At 48.0% G+C, this 16,244-nt stretch carries 17 protein-coding genes; 16 read left to right on the forward strand and 1 reads right to left on the reverse strand.

Annotated elements, in window-relative coordinates:
• The first annotated feature begins 1 nt into the window (after position 1).
• From ftsY to PFJ30894_RS06310, 12 genes are all read left to right on the forward strand, one after another.
• A complete protein-coding gene (gene ftsY, locus PFJ30894_RS06255) occupies positions 2 to 919 on the forward strand; it encodes a signal recognition particle-docking protein FtsY (RefSeq protein WP_021717244.1) in 918 nt (305 codons plus the stop codon).
• A 76-nt stretch (positions 920 to 995) separates the two neighbouring features.
• Positions 996 to 1,361 carry a YlxM family DNA-binding protein gene (gene ylxM, locus PFJ30894_RS06260; RefSeq protein ID WP_044491564.1) on the forward strand — a complete coding sequence of 122 codons (366 nt, stop codon included), beginning with the start codon at positions 996 to 998 and terminating at the stop codon, positions 1,359 to 1,361.
• A 2-nt stretch (positions 1,362 to 1,363) separates the two neighbouring features.
• Positions 1,364 to 2,713 (forward strand): signal recognition particle protein, encoded by a 1,350-nt coding sequence (ffh, locus tag PFJ30894_RS06265; RefSeq protein ID WP_125669324.1) that lies wholly within the window; start codon positions 1,364 to 1,366, stop codon positions 2,711 to 2,713.
• 38 nt (positions 2,714 to 2,751) lie between these two features.
• A complete protein-coding gene (gene rpsP / locus PFJ30894_RS06270) occupies positions 2,752 to 3,021 on the forward strand; it encodes a 30S ribosomal protein S16 (RefSeq protein ID WP_021717247.1) in 270 nt (89 codons plus the stop codon).
• 19 nt (positions 3,022 to 3,040) lie between these two features.
• Positions 3,041 to 3,268, forward strand: coding sequence for a KH domain-containing protein (locus PFJ30894_RS06275; protein WP_021717248.1), 228 nt, complete (start codon positions 3,041 to 3,043; stop codon positions 3,266 to 3,268).
• Positions 3,269 to 3,291: 23 nt separating this feature from the next.
• Complete coding sequence (locus PFJ30894_RS06280; protein ID WP_021717249.1) at positions 3,292 to 3,696, forward strand: YlqD family protein; 405 nt, start codon at positions 3,292 to 3,294, stop codon at positions 3,694 to 3,696.
• Positions 3,680 to 4,201 carry a ribosome maturation factor RimM gene (gene rimM / locus PFJ30894_RS06285; RefSeq protein WP_231997867.1) on the forward strand — a complete coding sequence of 174 codons (522 nt, stop codon included), beginning with the start codon at positions 3,680 to 3,682 and terminating at the stop codon, positions 4,199 to 4,201. The genes PFJ30894_RS06280 and rimM overlap by 17 nt, the downstream gene beginning before the upstream one ends.
• Entirely contained in the window at positions 4,198 to 4,941 is a 744-nt protein-coding gene (gene trmD / locus PFJ30894_RS06290; protein ID WP_125669945.1) for a tRNA (guanosine(37)-N1)-methyltransferase TrmD, read from the forward strand. The genes rimM and trmD overlap by 4 nt, the downstream gene beginning before the upstream one ends.
• The gene (locus PFJ30894_RS06295) at positions 4,934 to 5,506 is read left to right on the forward strand and encodes an RNA methyltransferase (protein ID WP_125669325.1); all 573 of its coding nucleotides are present in this window, start codon (positions 4,934 to 4,936) and stop codon (positions 5,504 to 5,506) included. Before trmD ends, PFJ30894_RS06295 begins: the two co-directional genes overlap by 8 nt.
• A 124-nt stretch (positions 5,507 to 5,630) precedes the next feature.
• The gene (rplS, locus tag PFJ30894_RS06300; RefSeq protein WP_021717253.1) at positions 5,631 to 5,972 is read left to right on the forward strand and encodes a 50S ribosomal protein L19; all 342 of its coding nucleotides are present in this window, start codon (positions 5,631 to 5,633) and stop codon (positions 5,970 to 5,972) included.
• Between the two features lie 171 nt (positions 5,973 to 6,143).
• Positions 6,144 to 6,509 carry a hypothetical protein gene (locus PFJ30894_RS06305; RefSeq protein ID WP_125669326.1) on the forward strand — a complete coding sequence of 122 codons (366 nt, stop codon included), beginning with the start codon at positions 6,144 to 6,146 and terminating at the stop codon, positions 6,507 to 6,509.
• A 16-nt stretch (positions 6,510 to 6,525) separates the two neighbouring features.
• On the forward strand, positions 6,526 to 7,278 hold the full coding sequence (locus tag PFJ30894_RS06310) for a hypothetical protein (RefSeq protein WP_125669327.1): 753 nt from the start codon (positions 6,526 to 6,528) through the stop codon (positions 7,276 to 7,278).
• A gap of 78 nt (positions 7,279 to 7,356) precedes the next feature.
• Here the strand turns inward: PFJ30894_RS06310 and PFJ30894_RS06315 are convergent, their stop codons facing one another.
• Positions 7,357 to 7,914, reverse strand: a complete 558-nt coding sequence (locus PFJ30894_RS06315) for an RNA polymerase sigma factor (RefSeq protein WP_167457038.1) — start codon at positions 7,912 to 7,914, stop codon at positions 7,357 to 7,359.
• Between the two features lie 191 nt (positions 7,915 to 8,105).
• On the opposite strand from PFJ30894_RS06315, the gene PFJ30894_RS06320 reads away from it, so the two are divergent.
• From PFJ30894_RS06320 to PFJ30894_RS06340, 4 genes are all read left to right on the forward strand, one after another.
• Complete coding sequence (locus PFJ30894_RS06320) at positions 8,106 to 8,306, forward strand: helix-turn-helix domain-containing protein (RefSeq protein ID WP_021717255.1); 201 nt, start codon at positions 8,106 to 8,108, stop codon at positions 8,304 to 8,306.
• Between the two features lie 343 nt (positions 8,307 to 8,649).
• Positions 8,650 to 12,858, forward strand: coding sequence for an autotransporter outer membrane beta-barrel domain-containing protein (locus PFJ30894_RS12035; RefSeq protein ID WP_167457039.1), 4,209 nt, complete (start codon positions 8,650 to 8,652; stop codon positions 12,856 to 12,858).
• 98 nt (positions 12,859 to 12,956) lie between these two features.
• Positions 12,957 to 15,905, forward strand: coding sequence for an autotransporter outer membrane beta-barrel domain-containing protein (locus PFJ30894_RS06335; RefSeq protein WP_125669329.1), 2,949 nt, complete (start codon positions 12,957 to 12,959; stop codon positions 15,903 to 15,905).
• 95 nt (positions 15,906 to 16,000) lie between these two features.
• A complete protein-coding gene (locus PFJ30894_RS06340; protein WP_113077179.1) occupies positions 16,001 to 16,240 on the forward strand; it encodes a helix-turn-helix domain-containing protein in 240 nt (79 codons plus the stop codon).
• Positions 16,241 to 16,244 lie beyond the last annotated feature (4 nt).

Raw genomic sequence — 16,244 nt, forward strand, 5'->3', positions numbered from 1 at the left:
CATGGGATTTTTAGAACGACTGAAAGACGGCCTCAGCAAGACCCGCCGCAACTTTACTGACCGCATCGAAGAACTTGTAGGTATGTCGGCTAAAGTCGATGAAGACTTTCTAGAAGAACTGGAAATGATCCTTCTAAGCGGTGATGTTGGTGTCAAAACCACAGAAAAGCTTATCGATGCTGTTCGTCAGGCTGCTAAAAAGAAAGAAATCGAGGGGACGGAGCAGGTTATGCCGTTCCTCAAAAAATATATTGCCGAAATGCTGCAGGACGAAGGACAGCGTACCCGTATCGGTGCCAAACCTACGGTTATTCTTGTCGTGGGCGTCAATGGTGTTGGTAAAACCACTACTATCGGCAAGCTGGCCAACTATTTTCATCTGTTCAAATACAAAGTCATGCTGGCTGCCGGCGATACCTTCCGTGCCGCCGCTGCCGAACAGCTGCAGATTTGGGGGGAGCGTGCCGGCTGCGAAGTTATCCGTCACGAAGAAGGCGCTGATCCGGCTGCCGTGGTTTTTGACGCTGTCAAAGCTGCTATTGCCCGCAATGTCGACGTACTTTTTATTGACACTGCCGGACGGCTGCATAATAAAACCAATCTGATGAACGAACTGGAGAAAGTACACCGCATCATCAAACGCGAGATACCAGAAGCTCCGCATGAAACCTTTCTCGTGCTGGATGCAACGACAGGGCAGAACGCTATCAATCAGGCCAAAGTCTTTATGGAAACCGCCAACGTCACCGGTGTTGTGCTGACCAAGCTCGACGGTACGGCTAAAGGCGGTGTCGTTATTGCTATCAAAGAAGAACTTGGCTTGCCTGTTAAGTGGATCGGTGTCGGCGAAGGCATTATGGATTTCCGGCCCTTTGAAGCCGATAAATTTGTCGACGCCTTGTTTGATGGTGACAAGTAAAAATGCTTGACAGCCTCTGCGATTTTCGATATAATACCAAAGTCGGATAAAATATGTAAAGATTTTGGTGATTGAAATGCAGGAAAACAGTTTGGAGCAAAGAGTACGGTTAGGACGTTTGTTCGATGCCTACGGCTGCCTGCTCACCGAAAAACAGCAAAAATGTCTGGAGCTGTATTTCTGCGACGACCTTTCGCTGGCTGAGATAGCCGATGAACTTGAAGTATCAAGACAAGCGATACATGACCTTATCAAACGGGTAGAGCATACTCTGGAACGCTATGAAAGCAAACTGGCGCTGCTGGCCCGCGATGATCACGATAAAAAGCTGCTGGAAGAAATGAGCCGGCTGCTGGCTGACCACCTTGCCCAAAGCGGTGGCTCGGCAGAACTTCAACAAGTACGCCGCATTTTAGACGAATTGAGCGGCGAAAGTAGGTAAAAATGGCTTTTGAAAATTTATCTGAAAGACTGCAAAATGCGATAAAAATGTTCCGCGGCAGCGGCAAAATAACAGAAGACGATCTTAAAGCACCTCTGCGCGAAGTGCGGATGGCTCTGCTTGAAGCCGACGTCAACTTTAAAGTCGTTAAAGATTTTGTCGCCAATATCAAAGAACGCGCGCTGGGCGAAACAGTTCAGCAAAGCCTGACTCCCGGTCAGCAGATCATCAAGATCGTCAACGACGAACTGACCCAGCTTTTGGGCGGCACCCAAAGCAAGCTCACCGTAGCGGACAAACCGCCTACAGTCATTATGCTGGTAGGTCTGCAGGGCGCTGGTAAAACTACTACCGCCGGTAAGCTTGGCAGCCTGCTGCGGAAAAAAGGCAAAAAGCCGTTGCTTGTAGCGGGCGACGTTTACCGTCCTGCGGCTATCAAACAATTACAGGTTCTGGGCGAACAGCTCTCACTGCCTGTCTTTGCTCTTGGCGATCAGGTATCTCCGGTCGAGATAGCGCGCAAGGCAATGGATAAAGCATTCTCACTGGCTTGCGACACGGTAATCATCGATACCGCGGGCCGCTTACATATCAACGAAGAACTGATGGACGAACTGCGTAATATCAAAGCTGCCGTCAATCCGCATGAAATATTGCTGGTTGTCGATGCGATGACAGGCCAGGACGCAGTCACTGTAGCCGAAAGCTTCAACGGCGAGCTGGGCATAGACGGACTTATCGTTACCAAGCTCGACGGCGACGCCAGAGGCGGTGCTGTATTGTCAGTAAAAGCAGTTACCGGACGCCCGGTCAAATTTGTCGGTATGGGTGAAAAGCTTGACGCTTTGGAACCTTTCCATCCCGACCGTATGGCATCCCGTATTCTGGGCATGGGTGATATGCTGTCTCTGATCGAAAAGATCCAGTCCACGACCGACCTTGCCAAAGCCCTGGAAATGGAAAAGAAACTGCGTAAAGACGAGTTCACGCTCGAGCAGTTCCTTGAACAGATGCAGCAGGTCAAAAAAATGGGCTCGTTGGAAACTATTTTGGGGCTTATCCCCGGTATGAGCGGCATCAGCCAAAAGCTGAAAGAAGCCAACGTTGACGAAAAAGAATTCGACCGCGTTGAAGCCATCATCCGTTCCATGACCCCGAAAGAACGCCGTCATCCCGATATCATCAACGGCAGCCGCCGTAAACGTATCGCAGCAGGCTGCGGTATGCGCGTGCAGGATGTCAACAAGCTTCTCAAAAACTTTGAAGAAAGCAAAAAGATGATGAAAAAGATGCAGGGTATGGCTAAGTTTGCTTCAAAAGGCGGTTTCAAAATGCCTTTTATGAACAAATAAATTTAAATCAACATCTGGTTTAAGGAGGTGAAATAGACATGGCAGTTAAAATCCGTTTAAAACGTATGGGCTCTAAAAAAGCTCCTTTTTACCGTATCGTTGTTGCTGACTCCCGCTCTCCGCGTGACGGCCGCATCATCGAAAGCATCGGTTTCTATGATTCCACTGTACAACCCGCTACCGTAAAGATCGACGAAGAGAAAGCTCTTTCCTGGATGGCTAAAGGTGCACAACCTACTGATACCGTTAAAAACCTTTTCAGCAAAGACGGCATCATGAAAAAATATGCTGAATCTAAAGCAAAATAAGAAATGAGGCGTGATTTGCATGAAAGAATTGGTAGAAGTCATGGCCAAGTCTCTAGTGAGTAATCCGTCTGCAGTAGTCGTGGAGGAGGAAACCACCGGAACATCAACGGTGCTTCGCCTCCATGTTGCTCCTGAAGATATGGGTAAAGTTATTGGAAAACAGGGCCGCATTGCTAAAGCAATCAGAACTGTCATGAAAGCTGTTGCAACCCGTGAGAATGTAAAAGTTGTCGTAGAGATTGTCTAAGACGTATAAGGATGGTAAACGATATGGATAAAATGTTTGTACGTGTTCCGGTTGCAATAAAAGCAAAAGTAACAGAAGATCTCAAGTTGAAAATTATTGGAGATGTCCAAAACACCATAAAAACGATTAATCTGGATATCGAGCACTTCGAATTCCAAGCCAAAAAAGCTCTTTCTCAGGCCGCCAGCGACCTGAGCGTACTTCCTTCACTGCGTGAGCAGATTGAAATGGAAAGAAACAAGATCAATGCCGCTAAAGCAGAAGCCGAAGATAAACTTAAACGCGCTGAAGCCTTGGAGATCGGTGCGGAGATCGGTCACGGTACACTTGAACGTACTGTCGAGATCACCATAGGCACTGATATCGACGCTCTGATGGGCGCCGAGATCCTCACTGAGGATGGCAAGATCATTGCTTTCCGCGAATGATATGGAAAAACAAGTAGTTATTGGCACTATTATCGCTCCGCACGGTGTGCGGGGCGATATTCGTATTCTGCCGCAGACAGATCATCCTGAACAATTTTTAGAGCTTTCCTCTTTGCTGCTCGAAGACGGCCGTTCGCTTCAGATCACCTCTGCCCGGTTCCATAAACGTATGGTACTGATGAAATGCAGGGGTGTGGAAACAATGAACGATGCCGAACTGCTGCGCGGCAAAAAGGTTTTAATCAACAGTGAAGATCTGCCTCAGCTTGGAGAAGGCGAATATTATGTAGCCGACCTGCTCGGACTGCCCGTATTCGATACGGCAGGAACACAGCTCGGCACATTGAAAGACGTGCTCAGCACCGGCAGCAACGACGTTTACGTTATTGCTGTACCGGAAGGCAAGGATATCCTCGTCCCGGCCCTCAAAAAGCACGTTAAGGAAATCAATATTACAGACCGTAAGATCGTGGTCGAATTACCTGAATGGACAGATGCACCGTGAGATTTCTCTTTATTACCTTATTTCCTGAACAAATTGAACAAGCGGCCGGTCACAGCATTATCAAACGCGCCGTCGATGCGGGACTTGTAGAAGTCAGCTGCATCAATCCGCGCGATTTTGCAACTGACAGGCACCGTACAGTGGACGATACGCCCTTTGGCGGCGGTGCCGGCATGGTTTTGAAGCCAGAGCCGATGGTAGCGGCTATCCGCATGGCCAAACAGCAGCTGCCTGCAGCGCGGGTTATTGCCATGTGCCCGGGCGGGCGCACATTAAAGCAGGATATCGTTGAAGAATATGTCCGCAGCGGCCAGGATCTAATTCTGGTCTGCGGTCATTATGAAGGCTTCGATGAACGGATCTTCAACTGGGTCGATGAAAAACTTTCCATTGGCGACTATGTACTTACCGGCGGCGAACTGCCGGCACTGATAGTTATGGACGCTGTAGCGCGCTTTATACCGGGCGTGCTTGGAAAAATGGCCAGTGCCGTTGAAGACTCTTTCAGTACGGGACTGCTGGAATATCCTCAGTACACCCGGCCGGTAGAATTTGAAGGACTGGAAGTACCGAAAGTGCTGCGTAACGGCAATCACGCTCTGATCAATCGCTGGCGCCGCAAAGAAGCCCTTAAAGCGACTTATCTGCACAGGCCTGATCTGCTTGCAGAGCTTGGCAAAGAGGATGTGTTGCTGCTTAACGAAATCAAACAGGAACTCGCAGGTGATAATAATGGCTAACCTTTATCTGGGGCTGGTGCATTATCCTATTTACAATAAAAATATGCAGGTCATTGCTACTGCCGTCACTAACTTCGATATCCACGATATTTCGCGTACCGCTCGCACCTATGATGTCAAAAAATATTTTTTGATCCATCCGCTGGAGGTACAGGCTGAAATCATCAAAAGGATAACTGACTATTGGCAGCATGGTTACGGCAAAACCTATAATCCTGACCGCAGCAACGCGCTGGAACGTGTAACCTATACGTCCAGCATTGAGTCGGCTATTGCCGCGGTTACTGAAATAGAGGGGCAGGCGCCGGTTACGATTACTACCGATGCCCGCACCTATCCTAATACAGTGACCTATGGCTTTGTACGAAAGTTGCTGTACAGCGGTGATAAACCTCTGCTGCTGCTTTTTGGCACCGGCTTTGGTATGGAACAGGAAACAATGAACAGTTTTGATTATGTACTTGAACCTGTTTATGGTCCCTGCGACTATAATCACCTGTGTGTGCGCTCTGCGGCTGCGATTATTTTAGACCGGCTGGCCGGTGAGGCCTGGTGGGAAAAATAACTGTCAAAATGCTCAAAAAATAATTGCAACTAATTGAACAGTATGATATAATGTCATTTGTGTAAAACGGACGGTCCGCTGTGGTGTGTTCGCACATGAACGTCTATGATTCGAGGAGGAAATTATGAATATTATTGAAGTATTGGAACAAGAACAGCTTCGTTCCGACATCCCTGACTTCCGTGCAGGCGACACCGTAAAAGTTTATGTAAAAGTAGTCGAAGGTACTCGTGAACGCGTACAGATGTACGAAGGTGTAGTAATTGCACGCAGCGGCGCCGGCGTTCGTGAAATGTTCACCGTTCGTCGTATTTCTTACGGCGTAGGCGTTGAAAGAACATTCCCGATCCACAGCCCACGTTTGGAGAAAATCGAAGTTTCCCGTCGTGGTATCGTTCGCAGAGCAAAACTCTACTATCTGCGCAGCCTTACCGGTAAAGCTGCTCGTATTCGCGAACGCAGATAATCGGTATCCAATTACAGATTGTAAATCAAAAGACCCTTTCAGTTCAGCTGAAAGGGTCTTTTTGTATTTTAATCAAGATAAATTCTACCATAATGGATAAAAACAGCATTACCATATAGGTAAGTAAAAATGCGCATCTTACTTAGTCGATATTGAAAAGGAGTGTTATTTATGCAGGTGATCGAAAAGAAATATTGCGGAGCATATAAAATAGGAGAATTTTATGAAGGCGCTGTCAAAACAAATAAAAAACCAATTCCTCTTACTGCGGCGATCTGTATCGTCAATGACAGAAAGAACAACGAACTTGTTTTAGGTAATTATCTGGTCTGCGAAGGCGGGGAAACAGAAAGCAGTTTATTTGATACAGAACAGTTCAGTGACAAATGCTTCTATATGGTTTCTGCCAGCCGCATCAAAAGCGGGGCTGCTGATGAACCCTTAAATGTAGGCTTGAAAGTCAAGCTGCATTTTAAAAGTGAAAATTATGCCGAGTTTCTGATCACTGAATTGAACGGCAAAAAATTGGAGTGTTAAGAAAGGGTGAGAGCAAATGAGTAAAGTTAATTTGGTTTTTACAGCTAATGGACAAGATCATGAGCATGCAGGTACTGTATATGAAAAGCAGCAGGCTGTGAAAGCAGTTGTCGATTTTGAGATAGAGCGTAAAGCAGCAGGATTTTACACAATCAGTGGCCGTATGTCTCACAGTATATACCATAATGACAGGCCTCATTATCGGCCAGCTCCGAACTGGTTGTCAGTAGGTTATTATGCCACGAATATGCTGCTGGAATTTAGTATTGATAGTGCTAAAGGCGACTGGCATGCTGTCGGGCCGACAACGACAGTTGGCACACATAGTGAGACAGCAGGAGTTCTGGTTGCAGGTACAGGCAGCGCCAGCAGCAGCGGTATGGTAAACTTTAACGCCAGCACAGCTTTTTCGGCAGCAGATGTACAGGTGATCAGTAAAAATGCCTGTTATGATGTCAAAAATAAAGCCGTGTGGGAAGTGCAGCTGCCGCATGTCGGATTTCTAAGTCCTGCTAGGCCTGTCAACCCCAGACCGGCATCTTACGGTGGCTTTGAGTTTGAATTTGAGGTAGGATTAAGGACAAGAAGCGATGCCGGAGCAGTAAATATTTTATGCAAACCGAGCGTTATCTGGCTTTATGATTATACCAGGGGCATAACCCACCATACTATCGAAGCCAATAATTGGGTAAAAGATGGTACAGGTGACGGACGTAGTGAGTTTGAAATAGATTTACCTCAAGAATCAAACATAGTTGCACAACAATGAATAGAAAATGATTCGTTGTATCAATAAAAAAACAGACATTCACGTTTCGTGAATGTCTGTTTTTTATTTGCCTGATCCTTAATGCGCCAAAAGCTGCCGCATTTTATCAAGTGCTTTTAGCCGGTGCTTAGTGACGTTGCGTACAGTGCAGCCCAGACGTCCTGCCACCTCGGCCGGCTTCAGGTCATCTAAAAACAGCAGCGTCAGTATTTTCCTCTGTTCTGCACTTAACTGCCGCAGCGCTTCCTGCAGTTCCAGTGAAAGTAAAAAACGTGCCAGCTCGTCCAGACGCTCATCTGCTGCACAGCCTGTCTCCAGCAGGGCGATTCCGGCTTCGCTGTCCGTATCTGTCTGGGCTTCGTTTTCCCAAATTCTGCCCTGCTTCTGCATCGCGTCAAAAACAGCAAAATGCACCTTACAGCGTGCCAGTCCGGGCCAGTTTTCAAAATCAGCGCCCTTATACTGCAAAACCAGCTCGATAAAGGCCAGAACGGCGATAGCTTCTGCGTCTTTTCCCAGCGACCTGTAAAACATCTCACGGCGGGCCTCGCTTTTTAAAAGCGGCTTAAAATCCGTGCATAACTGCAGCAGTGCTGCTTTATCACCAGCCTGGGCGGCGGTTATCAATGCTTTCAATCTCTCTGCCTGTTCAGGTAAATTTTTTATAACGATCAGTTCTCTCTATAATTTTATGATACCCGGCTATACTGTAAAACGTCGCGCGCAACAACAAACAGTCTAAACTTTTTCGACGAAAATTAACACCCTGTACAATCAGGTGTTAATTTTATGCCTTTACTGCTTAAAATAATGGCGGGAGGGATAGCATGCAAAAATATATAGGCCGGCAGCTGAAAACAGCGCGGCTAAATAAAAAGCTGACCCAGGAACAGATCGCTGAAGCAGTAGGTTTATCGGCCAAGCACTATGGCTGTATCGAACGCGGCGAGGTCAGCACCACTGTAGCCGTACTGACACGTTTGCAGCAGGTGCTGGAATTTGAAGTGTCCATAATGATCAAAAAATAGTCTGCTTTGGCAGGCTATTTTTTTTCGATGTTTTCGCCTGGCTGCGGGTGAAGTACGCACACGCACTTGCGCCGCAGCGCAAGTGCCGCGGAGCGTAATAACGCGGCGCAGAAAAAAATTTAAAAATAACCTTCTCGTGTCTTGTCGGGGGGGAGATCTGTGATAAAATAACTAAAGAATTATATAAAATAGTTAAAAAATACAATCTAAAACAAGTTAAATACGGTTTTTGTTTTAAAATATTTATTTTAAAACAGCCTCTTGAAGTCAGGTAAAAGCTTTGGTTCCTGCGGCGTCAGCCGAAGAAATATATTGTTCAACAAATTTTGAGGAGTTGATTTTAGTGTATTTAAAAACAAGTAATAAAAAACAGCTGGCAGCAGCAGTAACGCTGGCTGTAATGGGGACGGCGTGGGTGGCTGTGCCAGGACAGGTGTGGGCAGCCGATGGCGGCAGCCAGGATCATCCGAGACAATATTCCAGCTATACAGCTGATAGTGATCGTGCTATTGCGATTGCGAGAGAGCAAAAAACCGGTGAAGATATGTACGCCGCCCAATACCATGAGAATTTTGCTGATCTGGCCTTTCGTGCCAAGGACGATATGGGCGGTAAAACTATAACTCTTAAAAGTATGACTGTAGAAGGTATTATCGGTGCTGACGGCAAAGGCGCTGCGGCTGGATTGCCAGTTGAAGAAAGTACCGCAGGCAAAAATGGCGGTATCGGTTCTGCTGTAGGTATTTATTCTACTAATATCTTAAACGCCAATATTACCTTTGGTGATATTGCAATTAAAGCCATTGGCGGCAATACTTATTCCCAGGAAATCACTTCCGGCAAATATACCCATGAAGGTAAAGTGGGTGTCGATGGGGCAAGTGATAAAAACTTAAATGGCGGCGCCGGTGCTAATGGCGGCAACGGCGGACTTGCCATAGCTACCGGTGTTGACATTACAGGCAGCAATAATACTGTTACCGGCGGCGTTTTGACTGTGACTGCTACAGGCAGTGACGGCGGCCACGGCGGTTACGGCGGCGTAGGTGGTACTGCGGCAGCAATAACAACTGTTCCCGCTAAAGCAGGTGACGGCGCACAGGGCGTTAATGGAGCTGACAGTACTACTTCGGGCACAACTCCTAGTACTGCCGGAGCTAATGGCACTATAGGCGGTGCTGGCGGTGCTGGCCTGGCTGGTGCTGACGGTACTGCTGGCACTGTGGGAGCTGTTGGCCTTACAGGCGGCATTGGTGGTAACGGTAGTAATGGCGGCAGCGGTAGTAACGCTGAAGCGACAGGACTGAAAATTGCGGGCAGCGGCACGGCGACTACGATCAGCTTAGGCGGGCTTGTTGTTGAAGCTGCGGCTGGTAATGGCGGAGCTGGTGGTGCAGGTGGCGCCGGTGGTATCGGCGGCGTAGGCGGAACCGGTGGTATCGGCGGGAACGGTGGCGATGGCGGTGATGGCGGCGACGGTGCTCAGGGCGGTCAAGGTGCTCAGGGTGCTGGTGGCAGTAATGCCCATCATAGTACAGGTGTTGGCGATAATGATGTAGAAGGTACTGTCGGTGGTAACGGCGGTAACGGCGGCCAGGGTGGTGCGGCCGGAGCAGGCGGCAGTGGCGGTATCGGCGGTGTTGGTGGTATCGGCGGCGTTGGTGGAACTGGCGGAACTGGTGGCCACGGTGGTAATGGCGGTGTTGGCGGTAATGCAACTGCGCTGGGGTTTGCCGGGACTGGCAGTATTATCAATCTTGCTGTAGCAGGCAATGGCATTGCAGTTACTGCAACCGGTGGCGACGGCGCTAAAGCAGGTATCGGTGGCGCAGGTGGCATTGGCGGTGTTGGTGGCAACGGAGGCGTTGGCGGTGACGGCGGCGACTATGGCGACGCTGGTAAAGGTGGACATGGCGGCGCTGGTGGTGCTGGCGGCCAGGGCGGTATTTTATTAAATGGAACCATTGCTGTTCAGGGTTCGCAAGGTGTTCAGGGCGGTGAAGGTGCCGCTGCTGCTAACGGTACTGTAGGCACAGGCGGCAATGCAGGCCAGGGCGGCACCGGTGGTACTGGTGGCAACGCAGGTAATGCTGGTATAAGTCAAGTTGGCGGCAGTGCAACTTCCACAGCTTTGACCTTTACGCAATCGCAGGTCAATCTGCAAACGACTGCTATTAAAGCTACTGCTATAGCCGGTAAAGGCGTAGGCAGTTTCGAGAGCAGTAAAGCTTATGAGGCAGCAGGCGGCACAGCTAATGTAAATAACACCGGTACAGAGGGTAACGCAGGAACAACTGCTGTTGGACAAAATGGCGCTGTCAATGCAACTACTAACGGCGGTGAAGGCGGCAAAGGCATCACTCCTATCGGTACAGTGGCTCAAAGTAATAACGGTGCTAAAGCTGAAGCCTGGGGACTTGTTACCAGCGGCGGTTCTTTGAACGTGCTTTCTGATAGTGGACTGACTATCAGCGCAGATGCGCAAGAAGGTTCTGCTTATGTTACTGCCAAAGCAGTTGTGTCTGCAAATTCAGTTAATGTGTACCAAGTTCAAAATGATTTAAAAATCACTGCAACAGCAGTTGGCGATCGAGACAGAACAGAAACAGTTAGTGAAGTTGAATATACGTATTCGGGCTCCAGTACATCCACTCAAGCTACGGCTGTTGGGCTGGAACTGACAGGCGGCAGTATGGTGGCTGAAGTTGGAGGCACCGTGACTATAGAGGCAAGTACCGACTGGGCAGGTTCTAATACTGCTACAGGCATCAAAGCTGCTGAAGGTGCGGTTATTGCTGTTCATAGTGCCGGGGCTATGGATATCAGTGCCGAGGTAGTTGGTACTACTACTGAAGGAACTAAGCTCCTCAAAGGCGCCAATGGTATTTTGGCAAACGGCAGCACAATGTATTATGCTGCAGATAATGCTGATATCACTGTCAGCGGTGGTAAGCATGCAGATGACCATGCGGCAGACATTGAAGGTGGGGTAACTACTTTTGATGCCGGTACGGGAACCGTTACCTTTAACGGCACTGCTGACTTCACAAACGGCACTTTGAATCTGAAATCTGATACAGACGTACAGACGAAGGAGAATAGTCTTGGTTCTCTCGATATCAGCGGTACTGCCATGAACCTGACAGATAATCTGGCAGCCTTGACTGTAGAGGATAAGACTACTCTTGCTGGCAGTACGGTCTACTTCTATGACGAAAATAATCAGGCAGAGAAATACAATACTGCTGATTACCGTACTATCACTACTAATGATCTGGATGCTTCCGATACTAACGAGCTCTTTATGCGTACCAATGCCAACGGCGTTTACGGTCAGTCGGCAGGCAACGACAAAATTACTTCCAGTAATGCTGTAACCGGCAGCGGTACCTATAATATCACTGTTTTTGACCAGGGGATGCGCAACGGCTATAACAATGCTGCCGGCGCTGATACTAAGGGACATTTGGACCAAGATGTCGTACTGATCGAAAATGCAGATAAAGGCGGCACCTACAACATCAAAGAAATGAAATATGATAACGGCGTCTGGTCTTATGAATATGAGGGGAAAGCAGACATTGTCGATGATGGTCTGAACCTGACACAGGTCACTACCAGGGCTGCAACTCAATCCTCTGCCCAAATGGCGGCTCAGGATGCCAACAAGATCGCAGCCGGAGCGGCAGTGACTCTGTTCGGCGCTGATGAAACTTTGATGGAACGTCTGGGCGACGTCCGTAATTCTGCAGACGATAACGACAGCGTTTGGGCTAAATATGTCGGCGGCAAAATCAAAGTAGATGGACTGCAGGGAGATAACGATTATCAATATAACGGCTTTGCGGCAGGTTATGACCGTGAGATCGGCAGTAACTGGCGTATCGGCCTGGCAGGACAATATGCTAAAGGCGATACCAGCCTGACTAATGGCGACGGTGAAATCAAAACCGCGGCAGGCGCTTTATATGGCACATGGACTGGCGATAAAGGTCATCATGTAGACATCATTGCCAAAGTTGGTAAAGTTGACAGTGAAACCAGCGCTTACGGCGGCACTATTGCCCAAAAACTGGACGGTGATTTTGGCAGTACAGCTATAAGCTTTGCTGTTGAATACGGCTATCGTCAGGATTTGAATGACGGCTGGTTCGTTGAACCTATGGTGCGTGCAAGCTACGTACATCTGGGCGGCGATGATTATACCGTAACCACTCGCGACAATACTATGAGCGTTACTAACGACAGCATGAACAGCATTGTTCTGCGCGGCGGCTTCCTGCTGGGCAAAACCTTTGCGGCAGACAGCAGCGTTTATCTGAAAGCGGCAGTACTGCACGATTTCGACGGCGACATCAATACACATGTCAGCGCTGACGGCAGAAGCGCCAGCTACAGTGACAGCATCGGCGGTACCGCCATCGAATATGGTATCGGCGTCAACCACAAATTTAATAAGGATTCCAGTATGTATCTGGATGTAGAACGTATCAGCGGCGGCGACGTAACTAAAAACTGGGGCGTCAATGTCGGCTTCCGTTACAGCTTCTAAAATCAGGATGGCAGCTTGAAAAATCTATAAAGAATATCCCTCATCATCCAAGTGGGGGATTTCTTTATAGTATTTCGTGAAAAAGAGGAGATAGATGTATGCAGAAATGCCGGAAGAAAGTAAAAAGCTGTTTGAAGCAGGTCAACAGCAATAAAGCATTAGCTGGGAAAGTACTGCAATCGTTGTTTACAGCAGGAGTAGTGTACGTTTGCATATTCGGGGGGGACAACGCAGCCTGGGCATCTGATTATACCGGTACTGATACTTTAAGTACAGGAACTTGGGGCGCAACTTACGATAAAATCACGATTACCATGGATGATCCGGGAAAAAACTGCGCCGGCATTTATACTTATGGCAGAAATAATACGACAACGGCTACTGAACGGGTGACGGTTATGCTGTCGGATGCTGGGGACACTTATGGTTATAACGGTATTTTTGTGGACGGCGTATCAAAATTGGACGCTAAAAAGGGTATCGAGCTGACTATTAACGGACTTGGCACGAATAATCAGTCCGGCGAAGCGCAGGCCTGGCGCCATGGCCTGCGTGTCGAGACGCAGGGGAAAGTAGATTTAGGAACAGATATCGGCTCTGTGATTACGATAAACAGTAATGCTGCTGAAAGTTATGCCAATGGTGTTTTTGTTGATGGATCCAGCGCTGGTACTGGCAGTGAAGCCAGTATTAAAGGCGGAGATTTAACAGTCAATATCAATAAAGATAATGTAATGCAGCAGATGGATTATGCTGCCGGTGTTACTTTGTACAATGGTTCTAAAATGGAGCTGGCGGGTGACCTGGACATACATTTGGAAGCTGCCGGTGTCGATGGCATCAGAGCCAATAACTTAAATTATTCTGGTGATATCAATACTTTGCAGGTCAAAAACCTGGCTATCTATGGCAAAGCAGTGAATGGTTCCGGTTCAGGGATATACCTGATGGGTGAGCACGATTCAGCTAATGTCAGTGACAGTACTAAGATAGAAATATTGGGCGAATATAATGTTTATGGCATTAACATAGACAGCACCGGTGTTACGGGTAGTTTTGGCGATACTGAACTTACCCTTACCTCTAACACGGCAAACAACACTGACGTTCGTGGTGTGAGACAATGGGAATCTGCAACAGAGTATGGGGATTTAACGATTACAGCCAGGTCCGTAGGGGCTGACATTACCAGTATTGAATTAAATGGTAAGGGTACGATAAACATCCAGGGCGATTTAAAAATTGATGCTCAGGGCAACGGAAGGTATGTTGAAGGAATAGAAGCCAATTCTTTGGGCGAAGTGAAGGTTGCGGGCAAGGCGGACATCGCTGTAGGCGGTGAGAATGACGGCTCCGTTATGTACGGCGTTTATGCCCAGGAACACAGTAAAGTAGCTTTTGCCGATGATGCGAGGATTACAACGACCACCCATGCCGGGAACAGCAATACCAAGATGTATGGCATTTACAGCCGTACCGATGCGGAAGTTGCTTTTGCCAAAGGCTTGACTGTTAAAAACGGTAATCTTGGCGCGGCCATGATTGCTGAAGGCGGCAAGGTGGAAGTCAACATGGCCGGTGGTAATGACGTCAAGCTGGAAGGCACTGTTGGTTCCAGTGCGGTGTATAACAGTGCCCATGAGTTAACATACGGAACGGTAAAAATAAATTTTGATACGGCGCAGTCCTATTTTTCTGGCAGAAGCTATAAGACAGAGGGCAGTATCAATGATTTGCAATTTACCAATGGCTCTTATTGGGATATGAAGGGCAATTCTTCGCTCACCGACCTTACGGTAGGCAAAGGCTCAGTAGTCAATATGACTGCCGACAGCGGGCGTTACTGTAGCCTGCAGGTTGATAATCTGACTGCTGCAGACGGAACCTTTGTAATGAACGCAGGTGCTGTTGACGGTGGCGGCAGTTACAGCGACAAGCTGACTATTGATAAAAATTCTGCGGCCGGCACTAATGCTATTAAAATCGTTTCGACTGGCGGGTTGGAGGCTGCGGCAAGAAACCATGCGGTTTTGGTAAAGGGAGCAGCGGCTGATACCAAGTTTGCCGTTTCAGATTCTGTTTATGCTAATGGCTTGTACGAATTTGATATTACCCTGGCAGATAAGGAAAATGATGGCAAATATGATTGGGTAATCGGTTCGCTTGGTAAAACTAACGTCAACAGCGTGGATGTTATGTCCGGCAGTCATCGGGTTGCTTACGGCGCCTGGGTCGAAGGTAACGGTACGCTGCGCCAGCGTTTAGGCGAGCTGCAGAGCGGCGCCGATAACGGTGTTTGGGCAAGAATGTTCGGCGGTAAGCTGGGCGGCGATGAATTTACTAATAAATATAAAACTTATCAGTTTGGTTATGACGCTCAGGCTGGTGACTGGCTTGTGGGCGCTGCCTACGAATACAGCGACGGCAGCCTGAATTATACCAGCGGCAGCGGCAAGAACAAAATTGGAGCTGTAAGTTTGTATGGAACGTTGCAGGGCAAAGATAACAGCGCTTTAGACATTGTAGTTAAACGCGGCCGTATTTATGGTGATATGGATATCTATGGTAAATACAGCGATCAGGGCGATTATTCGACCGATGCGACTTCGATAGGTGTTGAGTATAGCAAACGTTTTGACGGCGGTAATAATGTTTATTTTGAGCCGCAGGCTCAGCTGACTTTTGGTCGTATCGACGGCTATGATTACATTAGTAATAAAGGTGTAAAAGTGGCTTATGACGATCTTAACAGCTTTATCGGTCGTTTAGGTATTGTGGCCGGTAAAGCCTTCAGCAGAGGTGATGTTTATGTCAAGGCTTCGGTTCTGCACGAGTTCAGCGGCAACAGCAGTGTCACCATGCTGGCTGCTAATGGTGAAAGTTACAGCGCAGACAAAGATTACGGCGATACCTGGCTCGAAGTAGGCATCGGAGGCAATATTACTTTAGGTAAAAACTTTGAGCTGTACGGTGATGTGGAACGCAGTTTTGGCGGTAACGTAACTAAAAACTGGGGAGCCAACGTAGGCTTCCGTTACAGCTTCTAAGGCAGTAAGTTGAGTAGTTGGCAGGCAGTATGGCAGCAGAAAAATAATTTGATGCTGACAATACTTCTTACAGCTGCTGAGAGCGGAGGAAGAATATGGAAAAAATAGATTACAGAAAAATGGGGATGGAAATCAAGATTCGCAGGCTGCGTGCTGATATCAGCCAGTCTGATTTGGCAAAACAGATAGGTGTATCGCAGTCGCATTTATGTAATGTGGAAAATGGCCGCCTGTCGCCAAGTTTACGTTTGCTTTTGAGTTTGCGTAAGCTGCTTGGCTGTACGATTGATGAACTGCTGATAGGAACAGACACTGAGTCTAAGGGGAATGGATAAAGGT

Source organism: Phascolarctobacterium faecium (assembly GCF_003945365.1).
GTDB lineage: Bacteria > Bacillota > Negativicutes > Acidaminococcales > Acidaminococcaceae > Phascolarctobacterium > Phascolarctobacterium faecium.

Coding starts and splice junctions, on each gene's coding strand:
- ftsY (WP_021717244.1), top strand. CDS start 2: ATGGGATTTTTAGAACGACTGAAAGACGGCCTCAGCAAGACCCGCCGC.
- ylxM (WP_044491564.1), top strand. CDS start 996: ATGCAGGAAAACAGTTTGGAGCAAAGAGTACGGTTAGGACGTTTGTTC.
- ffh (WP_125669324.1), top strand. CDS start 1,364: ATGGCTTTTGAAAATTTATCTGAAAGACTGCAAAATGCGATAAAAATG.
- rpsP (WP_021717247.1), top strand. CDS start 2,752: ATGGCAGTTAAAATCCGTTTAAAACGTATGGGCTCTAAAAAAGCTCCT.
- PFJ30894_RS06275 (WP_021717248.1), top strand. CDS start 3,041: ATGAAAGAATTGGTAGAAGTCATGGCCAAGTCTCTAGTGAGTAATCCG.
- PFJ30894_RS06280 (WP_021717249.1), top strand. CDS start 3,292: ATGGATAAAATGTTTGTACGTGTTCCGGTTGCAATAAAAGCAAAAGTA.
- PFJ30894_RS06295 (WP_125669325.1), top strand. CDS start 4,934: ATGGCTAACCTTTATCTGGGGCTGGTGCATTATCCTATTTACAATAAA.
- rplS (WP_021717253.1), top strand. CDS start 5,631: ATGAATATTATTGAAGTATTGGAACAAGAACAGCTTCGTTCCGACATC.
- PFJ30894_RS06305 (WP_125669326.1), top strand. CDS start 6,144: ATGCAGGTGATCGAAAAGAAATATTGCGGAGCATATAAAATAGGAGAA.
- PFJ30894_RS06310 (WP_125669327.1), top strand. CDS start 6,526: ATGAGTAAAGTTAATTTGGTTTTTACAGCTAATGGACAAGATCATGAG.
- PFJ30894_RS06320 (WP_021717255.1), top strand. CDS start 8,106: ATGCAAAAATATATAGGCCGGCAGCTGAAAACAGCGCGGCTAAATAAA.
- PFJ30894_RS06335 (WP_125669329.1), top strand. CDS start 12,957: ATGCAGAAATGCCGGAAGAAAGTAAAAAGCTGTTTGAAGCAGGTCAAC.
- PFJ30894_RS06340 (WP_113077179.1), top strand. CDS start 16,001: ATGGAAAAAATAGATTACAGAAAAATGGGGATGGAAATCAAGATTCGC.